We start from the raw sequence: 14,538 nt of genomic DNA on the forward strand, positions 1-14,538 counted from the left end.
ACATGAACGATCGAGTCTACCGGTAGCGCGGCTGCCCGGCCGCCTTGCAGCCGATCCACTCGACCGTCGTGGCACGGCGTTCGGTGCGTACCGTGAACTCCTCGACCGCGCCGTCCTGGCGGCTCGGCGTCACGCTCAGCTGGCCGACGACCGCCTTGTCGTGGGAGATGGCCCGGGCCACGCAGGTCGCGTCGAGCGGATCGCCGCCGTAGCTCACCCGCACCTTGATGGTCGCGGTGTGGTCGTCGACCACCCGGAAGCCGATCTCCTCCGAGGAGACCGCCGGATTGGCGTGGAAGAGCATCGCCCACAGCAGCCAGCCGAGGAAGGCGACCGCGACCACGACCGCGCCGACGACCACCGCCGTACGGCGACCGCGCGACGGCGCGCCGTAGCGCTGGGCCAGGGACGGCGGCACGGGTCCGCTGGGCGAGCTCACCGATCCATGATCCCATGCGTCCCCTCCCTACGATGGGGGGCATGCCCACCACGCACGCGCCCGCCACCGACCGCTCAGGGCTGCGGTTGATGCATGTCCACGCCCACCCCGACGACGAGTCGAGCAAGGGCGCCGCGTCGACGGCGATGTACGCCGCCCAGGGTGCCGAGGTGCGCGTCGTGACCTGTACCGGCGGCGAGCGCGGGTCCATCCTCAACCCGAAGATGGACCGCCCCGAGATCCTCGCGAATATCACCGAGGTGCGCCGCCAGGAGATGGAGCGGGCCCGCGACATCCTCGGGATCTCCCAGTCCTGGCTGGGATTCGTCGACTCCGGGTGGCCCGACGGGGACCCCAAGCCGCCGCTCCCCGAGGGCTGCTTCGGGCTGGTGCCGCTGGAGGAGGCGACCGAGCGGCTGGTCCGGCAGATCCGGGAGTTCCGGCCCCATGTCGTCACGACGTACGACGAGCGCGGGGGCTACCCGCACCCCGACCACATCCGCTGCCACGAGGTCAGCGTCGCCGCCTTCGACGCGGCCGGCGACCCGGAGCGGTTCCCCGACGCGGGCGAGCCCTGGCAGCCGCTGAAGCTCTACTACCACCACTCCTTCAACCGGCCGCGGATGCAGGCGCTGCACGACGCGATGCTCGAGCACGGCCTGGACTCGCCGTGGGCCGAGCGGCTCGAGGAGTGGAAGCCGGAGCCCGACTGGGACGCCCGGATCACGACCCGGGTGCCGTGCGCCGACTACTTCGGCGTGCGCGACCAGGCGCTGCTGGCGCACGCCACCCAGATCGACCCCGACGGCCACTGGTTCGCCATCCCGCGGGAGATCCAGCAGGAGGTGTGGCCGACCGAGGACTACGAGCTCGTGGCCAGCCACGTCACCGCGCCGACGCCGGAGGACGACCTCTTCGCCGGCGTCACCCCCGATGCCTGACCGGTCCGCCGCCGCCTGACACACTGAGATCATGCACGCCGTCGTCGCCTCCGCCGTCCACGTCGCCACCGAGTCGCTGGTGAACGCCAAGGACAAGCCGGTCGACCAGGACACCAACATCGTGGCCGGCTGGACGGCGCTGTGGATCTTCGTCGCGCTGATCGTGGCCGTCGGCCTGATCGGCTGGGCGCTGACCCGGAGCCTGCGCACCGCGGACCGGGCCAAGGCCGCCGGCGTGTACGGCGACGAGCCGGTCGCCGACCCGGCGGACGCGGACGACGAGGCCGGTCCGGAGGGTCACGCCAGCAGGTAGCCGCCGACCAAGGCGAGCATCTCGTCGAGCAGTTGCTCGCGGGTGACGAAGGCCGGCCGGTCGAGCACCCAGCGCATCGCGAGGCTCTCGACCGCGAGGACCACGACCCAGGCCGCGACGCCGGGGTGGGGCCGGTGCGTGGTGTCGGGGCGGGCGGCCAGATAGGTCGCGACGAGCTCGCGGACCCGTCGCTCCAGCGCCGCGCGGCGCTCGCGGCTGCGCTGGACGGGCAGCTCCTCGGCGACGACCCGGAGCAGCTCGCGGTCCGCCTCCAGGGCGGTGACGAGTGCGTCGGCCGTGTCGCGGACCATGGCGGGTCCGAAGGTGCCGATCCGGTCGGCCAGCGAGGCAGCGACCCGCTCGGCGACCTCCTCCCAGTAGCGGTCGATGACGATGTCGAGGATCGCGGCCTTGTCGGGGAAGTACTGGTAGAGCGAGCCGGGGCTCACGCCGGCGACGGTGGCGACCCGGTTGGTGCTGAAGGCGTCGTAGCCGCGCTCGACGAGGACGGCCCGGCCGGCGGCGACGATCCGCTCCACCATCTCCCGGGACCGGGCCTGCTGCGGAGCCTTGCGCACGGGAGCAGGCTAGGGCATTTGCGAATTGAATGCGAGCAATCGCTCGCGTCAAGATGATGGCATGAGCACCGACACGGCCCCGGTGGCCGGCGACCCCCGTGAGCGTCCCTACCCGACCCGGTTCCGCGCCGGGGGCGAGCGCAACCGTCGCCTCGGCCGGCCGCTCAAGCTGGCCGGGCGGGTCCGCGGCGTCGACGAGGCGCTCCTGGACCGGATCGGCCGCGCGATGTTCGAGCGCGACGAGCTCGGGGCGCGCCTCGCGGACGCGATCCGGTTGCGAGGGGATGCCCCGGAGCGGGTGCGGATGGACCAGTTCCGCCGGGCGCTGGAGGGCGGGCTCGCCGCCGTACCGGACGCCCCGCCGGCGCTGCGTGCCTTCCTCGAGGAGCTCGAGACCGACCCGGACTGGCTCGACCGCGACCTGGTCGAGGAGGGCGCCCGGGTCTTCCGGCGCCTCGGGCAGAACGCGCAGGACGTGCTGCTCCAGCTGTCCCTCGTCGGTGGGTACCGCTTCGGCGGCCCCACCGACCTGCTCGTCGCGACGGGCGGGCTCACCGGCAGCCAGACCCTGCGCCGGCTCGCCGAGACCCAGAAGTGGGGTGCGAGTCTCACCGACCCGCTCTCGCTGCTTCCGCCGCGCGACGGTCGGGCGCCCGGCGAGGGCTGGCGGCTGACCGTCCACGTGCGGCTCATGCACGCGCTGGTCAACCATTCCTTCGAGGACAGCTGGGACAGCCCTACCTGGGGCCTGCCGATCAACCAGGCCGACCAGGCCTCCACCCTGGGCCTCTTCGACGGCGTGCTCATCATCGGCTCCCGTGCCCTCGGCGTCCCGGTCACGCGGTCCGAGTCGCGGGCGCTCATGCATCTGTGGAAGTACGTCGGTTGGCTGATGGGCGTGCACTCTGACTTCCTCGTCGACGACGAGTGGGAGCGGCATCGCATCGACTACCACGTCCTGCTCGCCCAGGGGCCGATCACGGCGGCCGGGCCGCAGCTGGCCCGGGCCGTGGTCGAGGCCCAGGCGCTCCGGCGCTACCCGGGGTGGCCGGCGGCGCTGCAGCCGCTGCGCGCACGCTACGAGCGGGAGCGCCTGCTCTCCATGCTCACCGTCTTCCTCGGCCCCGAGAGCATGCGCGAGTTCGGCCTGCCGCTGCGCCCGCCGTGGGCGCACGGCTACCTCGTCGTGCTCAACACGCTGCGGTACCGCGTCCTCAAGCACCTGCCCGGCGGCCGCGACCGGCTCGCCGCCTGGGGCGCGCGGCGGGCGCAGTGGCTGCTCGACAGCTACTTCCAGGGCGACCGGGAGGACGTCGGCGAGCTCAGGGGGTGAGCCCCAGCTCAGCCATCGAGACCGGCAGCGACGCGCTCTGGCCCTCGGTCGGTCCGGTCCACGTCAGCGTCGTGCAGCCGTCCTGGACCTGGACGACATCGCCCCGGTCGGTGCCGAGCAGCAGCGACAGCGGCTCGTCCGGCGGGGTGCACTTCGCGAGCCTCAGCGGCCCGGGGTCGGCCCACGCATCGGCCACCCGCTGGACCTGCTCCTCGGTGAGGGGCTCGGCCGGCTGGTCCCCGAACCCGCGGCACACCGCGCCCGAGGTGATCCGCTCGTGGCCGGGGCGCGCCGCGCTGGACGCGGGGAGGGCCGCACAGTCGAACGCGCCGATGTAGGGACGCCCGGCGGCCAGGCCGTCGCGCTGTGCCGCCAGGGCGTCGAGGTAGGCGCCGAGGAGGTCGCCGCCGTCGACCTGGCGGCCGTCGATCCCCGCGGGGGAGCACATCGTGGCGGGCACCTCGACCGTCGATCCGTCGGCGTAGCCGAAGAGCAGCAGCTGGCGCAGCGGGATGACGTCGATCGCGGCACAGCGGCCCGGGTCGAAGTCGTCGAGTGCCGCGACCCGCGCCGGCAGGCCGTCGAGCTCGACGAGCCCGTCGGCACCCGGCCCGGCCTGCTCCGCGCACAGGCGCACGCCGACCAGGCCGTCGTACGACGGCACCTCGGGCGTGGTGGTGGGCATCCGGAAGGGATCCGGGCACGCCGGGACGGCGTACGGGTCCGGGTCGCGAGCCACGGGCGGATCCTCGTCACCCCCCGTGCTCGCGAGCGTGCCGGCCAGCCCGATTGCCAGGACGGCCGTCGCGAGTCCCGCGCCGACCGCGCGTCCGCGATTGCGGCGGCGCCGCGCCCTCGCCGCCAGCGCGTGCGGCTCGAACACCGGCGCATCGTCGGGCACGGCCCGCGCCAACATCTCGCGCAGTCGCTCAGTCATCGCTCTCCTCCAGCAGTCCGGACGCGCGGAGGCTGCGCAGGGCGCGGGACGTCTGGCTCTTGACGGTCCCGACGCCGATCCCGAGCGCGGCCGCGGTCTGCGCCTCGGTCAGGTCGTCGAAGTAGCGCAGGACCACGACCGCGCGCTGGCCCCGGGGGAGCCGGGCGAGCGCGGCCAGCACGTCCTGTCGCAACCCGGGATCCGTGGACTCCGCCGGGGCGGGCTCGGGGAGCTCCGAGGTCGGCAGCTCACCGTTCCACCGGCGCCGCCACCAGTCGGTGTACGTCGTCAGCATGGTGCGTCGCACATAGGCCTCGACCGCCTCGGCGTCGGCGATCCGATCCCAGCGCCGCCAGCACTTCAGGAGTGCCGTCTGGACCAGGTCCTCGGCCCGGTGCCGGTCGCCGGTCAGCAGCCACGCGCTGCGCCACAGCGCGCGGCCGCGGGCGGCGACGTACTCGTCGAACGACGGCAGCCGGCCGGTCGTCTCGTCGAGCACGGGTACAGCGTCGCGCATTCTCCACCTCCAGGAGGCAGGACGGGCTGGGTGCGCGAAAGGGTTGTCAGCCGATCTCGGCGGGCTCGCCGGTGTCAGGGGGCGTTGACGTCGGTCCGATGGTGTCGGTCAGGCGGCGGTGTGGTCGAGGACGAAATGGGTGACCATGATGTCGGTGCGGGTCGGTGTGTCGTCACCGGTGGTGGGGGTGACCCGGCGGGTGCCGGTCGGGTCGATGAGGTAGTGGGCCCCGTAGGGATCGCGCCAGATCACGATCCCGGGGAACGGATGTCGTGCTTCCCAACCGGCGTGGGTCTTGACCCGGTGGTGGGTACGCGTCAACGGCCCCAGGTTGCCGATGCTGGTCGGCCCGCCCTCGCTGTAGGGGACCGCATGGTCCAGATCGACGTTGCGGGTGGTGTTCGCAGCGAACGGGAACACGTCGGCGGGATGGATCAGGTGCACCGCCTCACGCAGCCGCGCGGGGATCTCATAGGCATCGACCGGTGCCTGGCCAGGTAGATCGATGACGGGGGTGATCCGGACTCTCGCTCCCGCCTCACCGAGCAGTCGCATCATCCGGGCGATGGTGACCGGACCGTGGCCCTCGAGACGGGCGATGGGTGAGTCGGCGTACAGGTGCAGGTACACCGTGGCCCGGACCTTCACCGGCCCGTCCGAGAGGTCGAGGTCGGCGTGTGCGGTGGGATTGAGCAACAACGCCGCCGCTGCAACCCGGCGGTCGTTGGAGTCCGCGTCGGGCAACTGGTCCTTCAACCTCTCCGCGACCGCGCTCACCGCAGCATCGATCCCCGCGATGGTGAGTGCGTCGGCACGGATGGTGAACGTGGCCATCCCGTGCTTGTTGACCCGCGACATGCGGGCACACCGCTCCTTCGCCGCAGCCTCCTCCCGGACCCGAGCCAACTCCGGCGCGGCGGCGGCGACCTTGCCGTCCACCACGGACTCGAACCTCGACCACGCCAACCGGCCGTCCGCGACCTCATGGACCTCGGCGTCGACCCAGGCTGCTTCCTCAGGAGTGAGGTCGCGGGTCGCGGCCGCGACATGGCGGGCATGCGGCACCCGCACCGTGCCGGCCCGGACCCCGGCCCACAGCCTCGGGAGGCGGAGGTGGAGGTCGACCGCATCCGCGATCAACCGGCGCGCGCCATAGGGACTCAGCTGGACCCGGGCCCCGAACGCCGCCGCAGCATGCTCGGTGACCAGCGGCGTACCGGCCCCACCCGCTGGTCTCGCTCGTGACCGGCCCCGCCGATCCGAGGCTGGCAGCCGGTCGGGATGGTGCAGCACCGCCCACTGATACGCCGCCCGCAACACCTCACGCTCAGCCTCCAGACGCGCGGCGTGCTGGCGCTCGACGAACTCGAGCACCCCCACCGCCGACAGGTCCTCAAGACCCGCCACCGTCCCATCACTGACCATGCCGGCATCAAACACAGGGGGTCCGACACAACCCCGGGAACCCGCCGGACACGCCAGCGGCGCCGGTCCCGAAGGACCGACGCCGCCGACCGACGGAGTCGGTGCTCAGCCCATCGCCGCCTGCTGGCAGGTGGCCTGCGCGTTGGTGAACAGCTCGACGTCCGCCGGGTCGATGCCGGTCGGGTCGCTGTCGGCGAGCGCCTGGAGGGTCTTCGCCGACGCGTCGTCGTACACCTCGTCGATGAAGCAGGAGAGCACCTTCTCGATGACGCCCTCGGGCATGTCGATACCGGCCTGCTCGCTGGTCTCCTTCACGATGTCGCCGTACCCGGCGACGACGTCGTCGCGCGACGGCTTGTCGCCGTCGGCCTCGGGCGCGTCGCCGGTGTCGTCGTCGGTATCGGCGTCGGTGTCGGACTCCTGGGTCTCGGTGCTCTGCGAGGACTTCTCCTCGGTGTCGGGCTTGTCCGCGTCGTCACTGCCGCAGGCGGTCAGCAGGCCGGAGAGTCCGACGGTCGCCGCCAGGAGCAGGCCCGGGATTCGTGTACGCATGTCTCGTTGTCTCCTCGATCGGATGGAGGCCTCGCTTTGGTGGGGCCTCACCGGGACCGTCCTACCCATCCGCCGTGGGGCGAACCCATGATCTTCCTCGCCCGGTGCCGCTGTCGGCGCGGTGTGGCAGATTTCCTGTCGTGGCCCGCCCGACCCGTCCCGACGTCCCCGGCGCGTACGTCGCGCGCCTGCGCGCGATCTTCGCGCGGCTGCCGGAGTGCCGTGAGGAGGACGCCTGGGTCGGTGTGCGCTGGCGCGTGGCGGGCACGACCGCCACCGTCGCGCACGTCTTCGGTGGTGAGGACCAGCTGTTCCGGATCGTCCTGCGCGCCGAGCCGGAGGAGGTGATGGCCTTCCAGCACCTCGGGGCGCCGTACTTCAAGGCCGAGTGGGGTGGCAATGTCGTCGGCCTGCTGATCGACGACGACACCGACTGGGAGGAGCTCGCCGAGCTGCTCACCGACTCGTTCTGCCTGCAGGCGCCGCAGCGCCTGGTCGACCTCGTCGACCGACCCGGGGCCTGAGCGGCCGCTCAGCCCTCGGCGGAGCGGGACCAGCCCTGCTCCGTCTCGTCGAGCGGCGCCCACTTCGGGATGAGGAACAGTCCGGTCGCCTCGACGGCAGCGTCCGCGCCCGGGACGCCGATCCGCGCCTCGACGGTGATCTTGCGGCCCTCCTCGCCGGCGATCCGGGCCTCCATCCGGACCGGCCCGAGGGGCAGCGGCCGGCGGTAGCGCAGGGTGAGGGTGCCGGTCATCGTCAGCCGCTTGAAGCCGCTCGCGGTCTCGCCCATGATCTGGTCGAGCATCAGCGCGGACACGCCGCCGTGCACCATCCCCGGCGGGCCCTCGTACGCCGCCCCGAGCGTCATCTCGGCGTACGCGCTGCCGAAGGCGTCATGCACGATGTCGACCGGAGGCGCGACCGCGTTGCCCCGGCCCACGACGGCGTTGCCCCAGTTCCAGCTGCGGCCCTCCGAGTTGAAGCGGACCCCTGCGGGCCCGGGCAGCTGCGCGGCCCGCAGGCGGGCGACGAGCCCGTCGACATCGGCCCGCACGGCCGCCAGCTCCTCGTCGGCGACGGTGCTGCGGATCGTGGCGTCGACGAGGTCGCGCACCGAATCGGCGAGGGCGGAGAGGGCCTTCTCGCGACGCTCGACCTCGTCGGTCGGGATCTCGTCGTGGATGAACATCTCCATGGGCATCCCTAGATTGTCGTGCATGAGTGAGACCGCCGACGCACCGGCCAACCCCGCCGTCCAGACCATCCGCGTCGAGCGCACCCTCGTCATCGGGCTGGACCGCCCGGCCAAGCGCAACGCCATCAACGGCGCCGTCACCCGGGGCCTCGACGAGGCGCTCAACCTGCTCGAGGACGACGACGGCCTGTGGTGCGGCGTCCTGACCGGTGGGCCGGACGTGTTCTCGGCGGGCGCCGACCTCGCCGAGGGCCCGGGGGAGCCGACGGAGCGCGGCGGCATCGCCGGGATCATGTCGCGTGCCCGCCCGAAGCCACTGATCGCCGCTGTCGAGGGCTACGCGCTGGGCGGTGGCCTCGAGCTGGTGCTGTGCTGCGACCTCGTCGTCGCCTCCCGTACGGCGAGCTTCGGCTTCCCCGAGGTGAAGCGCGGCCTGCTACCCGACTTCGGCGGCGTCTTCCGCGCCCCGCGGGTGCTGCCGGCCAATGTCGCCCGCGAGATGCTGCTGACCGGCGAGCCGATCGACGCCGTCCGCGCCGAGCGTCTCGGCTTCGTCAACCGGCTCGTCGAGCCCGGCACGACCCTCGACATCGCCCTCGGCCTGGCCGCCACCATCAGCGGCAACGCGCCCCTCGCCGTCCGTGCGGCACTGGCGCTGGCACACGACGAGATCAACGGCGACGAGACCGCCAGCTGGGCGGCCAGCCACGCCGCGCACGAGCGGCTGCTGGCCTCCGCCGATCTGGTCGAGGGGGTCGCCGCGTTCTTCGAGCGACGTGAGCCGCGCTGGACGGGCCGGTGACCCGCGCCCCGCGCCCGTACGACGGCATTTCAGGGGTTCCAGGGATCCTCGGCGCCCCGCGCTGCCAGGATTCGGCCTACCCGGGAGAACGCGTGGAAGGGCAGGGCGACCATGGAACCGACCGACTTCATCACTGAGTTCGCTCGTCGCCTGCGAGCCGGCGACGCGGCGGTCGTGTGCGGCGCCGGCATCTCGGTCCCCAGCAGCCTTCCCGACTGGAACGAGCTTCTCGCCGACGCCCGCGCGGAGCTCGACCTCGACGAGTCCTTCTCCGATCTGGCGCTGCTGGCGACGTACTACGTGTCGCAGATCGACGGAGGCCGGGCACGGCTGACGAAGGCCATCCGCTCGGCCCTGACGGCCCGGGACTTCGACCCCAACCCGATCCACCACCTGCTGTGGGACCTCCCGGTGCCCTACCTCTGGTCCCTCAATTTCGACAACCTCCTCGAGCTGGCCCATCATCGCGACAAGGGGCACCTGCCGCGCATCATCCAGGACGACTCGGAGATGACCGGATCGTTGTCGCGCGGGGGCTGCACGCTGGTCAAGATGCACGGCGGCATCGACGACATCGAGGCCACTCCGGGGCGACGCCTGGTCATCACGCGCGACGACTTCGACGCGTACGTGAAGACCTATCCGCGGACCTGGGCCCGGCTGATCGCCGACTTCTACACGAAGTCGATCCTCTTCATCGGGATCAGCTTCGCCGACCCCAACATGCAGACCCTCCTGCGTCTGGTGCGGACGAGCGAGTCGCGCAACATGCAGCGTCACTACTCCATCGTCGAGAAGGTCGACGGCGAGCTGGACCGCTCGACCGCGGCGCTGTACGCCCTGCAGACGGCGGATCTTCGCCAGGGCGGCGTCGAGGCGGTCGAGGTCGACTCCTTCGACGACATCCCGGATCTCCTCCGCCGGCTCGAGGTCGCCTCACGGCCGCCCACCGTGATGGTCTGCGGCTCGCTCGGCACCGTCGGCCCGGCGATCCCCCAGTTCATGAGCGCGCTGGGGACGAAGCTGGCCACCGTCCACGAGAGCGTGAGCCTCGTCCACGGCGGAAGCGAGACGATCGGAGTCGTCGCCCACCGTTTCGCGGAGCACCTGGAGCGGTCCGGCAGCTACGGCGACTCGCGCCTGGTCCAGGTACGCCGCAGCGAGCCCGGTGTCGGCACCGAGACCGTCACCGAGCGCCGGCTGGGAACCATCGTCTTCCCCGGGACCGAGTCGGCCGACGTCCGCGTCGACCTGTGCTCCCGGGCGAGCATCTGCATCGTGATCGGCGGCGGCGAGCACACCCGCCTGGAGGTCGAGGAGTGCCGGAGGCAGGGGGTGCGTGTCCTTCCCGTCCCGGTCGGGGAGGATGCTGGGGGAGTGGTGCCGTACAGCCAGGAGCTGTGGAACGAGATGAGCCGGACGGCCGGGGGACAGATGCTGCGCTCGCTGAGCATGGACGATCCCATCGTGCTGGCCGAGCTGGTGGCGCACGAGGTCAGCACCCACCTGCGCGGGCACCATTGAGATGAGAGCGCAACTGGTCACGCTCGGCCCGCACGCGGGCTCGATCCGCGACCTGGCGCGGGGGGTGCGGCTGGCTGCCCGGCCCTATGTCGACCGCTGGGGGCGGGACTACCTCGAACCTGCCGACGCACTGCGTCGAGCCTCCGAGCTCCTGCCCCGGCCCGAGCGTGCCGACGCGGTGACCTGGGTGCCCGGGCATGACGGGTCTCCGGGGCCGGGGCACGCGCTCGCCGCGGCGCTGGCGACCAGCTGGAGACTGCCGCTGCGTGAATGCCTGCTGCGTCCTCACGAGATCCCCTCGGCGCATTCGTCCGGGGAGCGTCCCGGCCTCGACAGCGTGTGCGACAGCCTTGCGGTGACCGGACGCCATCCGGGGAGGCTCGTCGTCGTCGACAACGTGATCGCCTCGGGTGCCAACATGCTCGGTGCTCTGCGGACGCTGGCGGCGGCCGGCAGGACCGACCTGATCGTGATGAGCGTGTCGATCGACGCCACCGCCGGCAGCGGTGCCCACCTGGTCCCCCAGGGCGGCGGATGGGCCGCGACCCGGCGACTCAGCTGCCGTCGTCGAGCAGAGCCACCTCGCTGACCAGCCCGATGTGGTCCTGCATCGCGCGGGCGGCGGCGGTGGGGTCGCCGGCGGCGATGGCGGCGGCGATCGCCCGGTGGCCGGCGAGGGAGGCCTGCGGGCGATCGGGCTGGGACAGCGACTCGATCCGGGTCTCGCGGACCAGCGCCCCGATCTCCACCATGAGCCGCGCCAGCAGCGCGGAGTGGCTGGCGGCGGTGACCGCCGCGTGGAACCTCTCGTCGCCGTCGATCCCGCGTCCCCCGGCGGCGATCTCGGCCGCCATGGCGGCGAGTGCCGCCTCGATCTGGGCCAGGTCCTCGTCGGTACGGCGCTGCGCGGCGAGGGCGGCGATCTTGGTCTCGAGCGCGTCGCGGGTCTCGAGGATCTCGGGGAGCCGGTCGGCGTGCTCGCGGATCGCCTGGGCGATGGTGCCGGCGGTCGTCTGACTGATCACGGTCCCGTCGCCGTGGCGCACGGTGACCGCGCCGATGACCTCCAGGGCCACGAGGGCCTGGCTCAGGGTGGCCCGGCTGACGCCGAGCTGCTGGGCCAGCTCGCGCTCCGGGGGCAGCCGGTCGCCGACCCCCAGCCCGGCGTCGGCGATCCACGCGGTGATCTGCTCGGCGACCTGCTCGTAGAGCCGGGTCCGGGCGACCTTCGGGACGAGGGTGCGGTCGGCGGCCATGGGCCCATGCTATTGACAGGTGTCACGGTGTCCTATTGGCTAGGCCACTGAGCCAACGAGGCGACCGTGCCAGGTGACGGAGGAGACCCATGGGACCGGAGCAGGACGAGGGGACGGCGGGCCCGCTCGCCGGCGTACTGGTGGTGGACCTGTCCCGGGCGCTGGCCGGGCCGCACGCGACGATGATGCTGGGCGACCTCGGTGCCCGCGTGGTCAAGGTGGAGGCCCCCGGACGCGGCGACGACACCCGGGGCTGGGGTCCCCCGTTCGTGGAGCCGGACGGCGGCGGCGAGCGGGAGTCGACGTACTTCCTCTCGGCCAACCGCAACAAGGAGTCCATCGCGCTCGACCTCAAGGACGACGCCGACCGTGCGGTCCTCCTGGGCCTCGTCGACCGCGCCGACGTGCTCGTCGAGAACTTCCGGACCGGCGTGCTCGAGCGCCTCGGGCTCGGGCTCGACACGCTCCTGGAGCGCAACCCGCGCCTGGTCGCCCTGTCGATCACCGGCTTCGGCCACGACGGGCCCGAGGGCGGACGCGCGGGCTACGACCAGATCGCCCAGGGGGAGGCGGGACTGATGTCCCTGACCGGCTCCGGCCCCGACGACCCGCAGCGGGTGGGCACCCCGATCGCCGACCTCCTCGCCGGCATGTACGGCGCCTACGGGGTGCTCGCGGCGCTCCACGAGCGCACGCGCACCGGGGTCGGACAGATCGTGCGCACCTCGCTGCTGTCGGCGGCGGTGGGTGTCCACGCCTTCCAGGGCACCCGGTGGACCGTGGCCGGTGAGGTCGGCCGGGCCCAGGGCAACCACCATCCGTCGATCGCTCCCTACGGCCTGTTCCGCTGCGCCGACGGTGCGGTGCAGATCGCGGTCGGCTCGGAGTCGCTGTGGTCCCGGTTCTGTGCCGCGTTCGGCCTCGACCCGGATCGTCCGGGCCTCGCGACGAACGCCGAGCGGGTCGCGCGGCGGGAGGAGACCGTCGCCCTGGTCGAGTCGGCGTTCGCGACCTGGTCGACCGAGGAGCTGCTCGAGCGTCTCGACGACGCCGGCATCCCCGCGGGGCGGGTCCGCACCCTCGACGAGGTCTACGGGTGGGCCCAGACCGAGAGCCAGGGACTCCTGCTGGACGTCGACCACTCGACGCTGGGCCGGGTGCGGCTGCCCGGACCGCCGCTGCGCTTCTTCGAAGCGGGCGGCGTCGAGCGGACCCCGAGCGGACACCGGGCGCCGCCGACCCTCGACCAGCACGGTGCCGCGCTGCGCGCCTGGGTGGGGCAGGCGTGAGCGTCCGGCTCGGTGCCCGCGACCTGGTCGACCTGGTGCTCGACGCCGGCACCGCGGTGTCCTGGGACCGGCCCGTCGACCTGTCCGGCGTGGCGCCGGACTATCGCGCTGAGCTGGAGGCCGCGGCGGCCAGGGCCGGGACCGACGAGTCGGTGATCACCGGTCGCGGGCTGGTCCGGGGCCGGCCGGTGGCGTTCGTCGTCAACGAGTTCCGCTTCCTCGCGGGCTCGATCGGGCGCGCGGCGGCGGCGCGGATCGTGGCGGCGGTCCGCCGCGCGACGGCCGAGGGGCTGCCCCTGCTCGCGGCCACGGCGTCCGGCGGGACCCGGATGCAGGAGGGCACGCCCGCCTTCGTGCAGATGGTGGAGATCTCGCGGGCCCTCATGGACCACCGTGCCGCGGGTCTGCCGTACCTCGCCTACCTGCGTCACCCCACCACCGGTGGCGTGTTCGCCTCCTGGGGCTCGCTCGCCCACATCACCGTCGCCGAGCCGGGGGCGCTGGTCGGCTTCCTCGGGCCGAAGGTGTACGAGGCGCTCCACGGCTCGCCGTTCCCGGCGGGGGTCCAGGTCGCGGAGAACCTCGCCGCCCACGGGGTCATCGACGCGGTCGTCCCGGCCGACGACCTGCCGGAGCTGGTGGACCGGGCGCTCGGCGTCCTGGTGGATCCGCCGGTCCGACCGACGCTGCCGCGCCGCCTCGGCGCCGCCACGGACCGCGACGCGTGGGCGTGCATCACCAGCACCCGCGCCGAGGAGCGCGTCGGCGTGCGCGACCTGCTGCGGCACGGCGCCTCGGGAACGGTTCGGCTCTCCGGCACCGACGAGGGGGAGCGCGACGCGACCGTGCTGGTGGCGCTGACCCGCCTGGACGGGCAGCCGTGCGTGGTCGTCGGGCAGGACCGGTCACGACAGACGCCCGAGTCGCCGATGGGGCCCTCCGCGCTCCGGCAGGCGCGGCGCGGCATGGAGCTGGCCGAGGAGCTGCGCCTGCCGTTGGTGACCGTCATCGACACACCCGGCGCCGAGCTGTCGCAGGCGGCCGAGGAGGGCGCGCTGGCGGGCGAGATCGCCCGCTGCATCGCCACCCTGACCACGCTGACCGTCCCCACGGTGTCGGTGCTGCTCGGGCAGGGCTGTGGCGGAGGAGCGCTGGCGCTGCTGCCCGCGCGGACCGTCATCGCGGCCGAGCGCGCCTGGCTCGCGCCACTGCCCCCGGAGGGGGCCAGCGTGATCGTGCACGGCCACGTGGCCCACGCCGCCGACATGGCGCGCCGGCAGGGAGTCCGCGCGGTCGACCTGCACGCGGACGGCGCGGTCCACGTCGTCGTACCCGAGGGCGACGACGACAGCCCGGCCGCGCTGGCCGTCGCCGTGGCGGCGGCGTGCGGTACGGCGCTCGCCGCCGCTCCCGTGCGCTAGGCGGCCGTGCGGT

At 73.1% G+C, this 14,538-nt stretch carries 17 protein-coding genes; 9 read left to right on the forward strand and 8 right to left on the reverse strand.

Going from position 1 to position 14,538, the window contains the following annotated elements:
- Window positions 1–16: 16 nt before the first annotated feature.
- Window positions 17–439 carry a DUF4307 domain-containing protein gene (locus QJ852_06795; GenBank protein WGX98144.1) on the reverse strand — a complete coding sequence of 141 codons (423 nt, stop codon included), beginning with the start codon at window positions 437–439 and terminating at the stop codon, window positions 17–19.
- A 41-nt stretch (window positions 440–480) separates the two neighbouring features.
- Here QJ852_06795 and mca point away from each other — a divergent pair, with 41 nt between their 5' ends.
- Both mca and QJ852_06805 read left to right on the forward strand, forming a co-directional pair.
- Window positions 481–1,380 (forward strand): mycothiol conjugate amidase Mca, encoded by a 900-nt coding sequence (gene mca / locus QJ852_06800; GenBank protein WGX98145.1) that lies wholly within the window; start codon window positions 481–483, stop codon window positions 1,378–1,380.
- A 31-nt stretch (window positions 1,381–1,411) separates the two neighbouring features.
- Entirely contained in the window at window positions 1,412–1,693 is a 282-nt protein-coding gene (locus tag QJ852_06805; GenBank protein WGX98146.1) for a hypothetical protein, read from the forward strand.
- On the opposite strand, the gene QJ852_06810 is transcribed toward QJ852_06805, so the two are convergent.
- Window positions 1,678–2,271, reverse strand: a complete 594-nt coding sequence (locus QJ852_06810) for a TetR/AcrR family transcriptional regulator (protein ID WGX98147.1) — start codon at window positions 2,269–2,271, stop codon at window positions 1,678–1,680. The two genes, QJ852_06805 and QJ852_06810, sit on opposite strands and share 16 nt — an antisense overlap.
- A 61-nt stretch (window positions 2,272–2,332) precedes the next feature.
- Here QJ852_06810 and QJ852_06815 point away from each other — a divergent pair, with 61 nt between their 5' ends.
- Window positions 2,333–3,604, forward strand: coding sequence for an oxygenase MpaB family protein (locus tag QJ852_06815; GenBank protein ID WGX98148.1), 1,272 nt, complete (start codon window positions 2,333–2,335; stop codon window positions 3,602–3,604).
- On the opposite strand, the gene QJ852_06820 is transcribed toward QJ852_06815, so the two are convergent.
- The 4 genes from QJ852_06820 to QJ852_06835 all read right to left on the reverse strand — a co-directional run bounded on the left by QJ852_06820 (window position 3,594) and on the right by QJ852_06835 (window position 7,035).
- Complete coding sequence (locus QJ852_06820) at window positions 3,594–4,541, reverse strand: hypothetical protein (GenBank protein WGX98149.1); 948 nt, start codon at window positions 4,539–4,541, stop codon at window positions 3,594–3,596. The two genes, QJ852_06815 and QJ852_06820, sit on opposite strands and share 11 nt — an antisense overlap.
- Entirely contained in the window at window positions 4,534–5,058 is a 525-nt protein-coding gene (locus QJ852_06825; GenBank protein WGX98150.1) for a SigE family RNA polymerase sigma factor, read from the reverse strand. The genes QJ852_06820 and QJ852_06825 overlap by 8 nt, the downstream gene beginning before the upstream one ends.
- Window positions 5,059–5,166: 108 nt before the next feature.
- Window positions 5,167–6,483 (reverse strand): DUF222 domain-containing protein, encoded by a 1,317-nt coding sequence (locus QJ852_06830; protein ID WGX98151.1) that lies wholly within the window; start codon window positions 6,481–6,483, stop codon window positions 5,167–5,169.
- Window positions 6,484–6,588: 105 nt separating this feature from the next.
- Window positions 6,589–7,035 carry a hypothetical protein gene (locus tag QJ852_06835; protein WGX98152.1) on the reverse strand — a complete coding sequence of 149 codons (447 nt, stop codon included), beginning with the start codon at window positions 7,033–7,035 and terminating at the stop codon, window positions 6,589–6,591.
- A 140-nt stretch (window positions 7,036–7,175) separates the two neighbouring features.
- Here QJ852_06835 and QJ852_06840 point away from each other — a divergent pair, with 140 nt between their 5' ends.
- Window positions 7,176–7,559, forward strand: coding sequence for an MmcQ/YjbR family DNA-binding protein (locus QJ852_06840; protein ID WGX98153.1), 384 nt, complete (start codon window positions 7,176–7,178; stop codon window positions 7,557–7,559).
- An 8-nt stretch (window positions 7,560–7,567) separates the two neighbouring features.
- Here QJ852_06840 and QJ852_06845 read toward each other — a convergent pair whose 3' ends face one another.
- Window positions 7,568–8,239, reverse strand: a complete 672-nt coding sequence (locus tag QJ852_06845; protein WGX98154.1) for a PaaI family thioesterase — start codon at window positions 8,237–8,239, stop codon at window positions 7,568–7,570.
- A 16-nt stretch (window positions 8,240–8,255) separates the two neighbouring features.
- Here QJ852_06845 and QJ852_06850 point away from each other — a divergent pair, with 16 nt between their 5' ends.
- The 3 genes from QJ852_06850 (at window position 8,256) to QJ852_06860 (ending at window position 11,148) form a co-directional block, all read left to right on the forward strand.
- Window positions 8,256–9,035: an enoyl-CoA hydratase-related protein gene (locus QJ852_06850; protein ID WGX98155.1), complete on the forward strand. Its 780-nt coding sequence runs from the start codon at window positions 8,256–8,258 to the stop codon at window positions 9,033–9,035.
- 111 nt (window positions 9,036–9,146) lie between these two features.
- Complete coding sequence (locus QJ852_06855) at window positions 9,147–10,559, forward strand: SIR2 family protein (GenBank protein ID WGX98156.1); 1,413 nt, start codon at window positions 9,147–9,149, stop codon at window positions 10,557–10,559.
- A 1-nt stretch (window position 10,560) separates the two neighbouring features.
- Window positions 10,561–11,148 (forward strand): hypothetical protein, encoded by a 588-nt coding sequence (locus QJ852_06860; GenBank protein WGX98157.1) that lies wholly within the window; start codon window positions 10,561–10,563, stop codon window positions 11,146–11,148.
- On the opposite strand, the gene QJ852_06865 is transcribed toward QJ852_06860, so the two are convergent.
- Window positions 11,114–11,815, reverse strand: a complete 702-nt coding sequence (locus QJ852_06865) for an FCD domain-containing protein (protein WGX98158.1) — start codon at window positions 11,813–11,815, stop codon at window positions 11,114–11,116. The two genes, QJ852_06860 and QJ852_06865, sit on opposite strands and share 35 nt — an antisense overlap.
- Before the next feature lie 89 nt (window positions 11,816–11,904).
- On the opposite strand from QJ852_06865, the gene QJ852_06870 reads away from it, so the two are divergent.
- On the forward strand, window positions 11,905–13,104 hold the full coding sequence (locus QJ852_06870; protein WGX98159.1) for a CoA transferase: 1,200 nt from the start codon (window positions 11,905–11,907) through the stop codon (window positions 13,102–13,104).
- On the forward strand, window positions 13,101–14,525 hold the full coding sequence (locus tag QJ852_06875) for a carboxyl transferase domain-containing protein (protein WGX98160.1): 1,425 nt from the start codon (window positions 13,101–13,103) through the stop codon (window positions 14,523–14,525). Before QJ852_06870 ends, QJ852_06875 begins: the two co-directional genes overlap by 4 nt.
- Window positions 14,526–14,538 lie beyond the last annotated feature (13 nt).

It is taken from the genome of Nocardioides sp. L-11A, assembly GCA_029961745.1.
Classification (GTDB): Bacteria; Actinomycetota; Actinomycetes; order Propionibacteriales; family Nocardioidaceae; genus Nocardioides.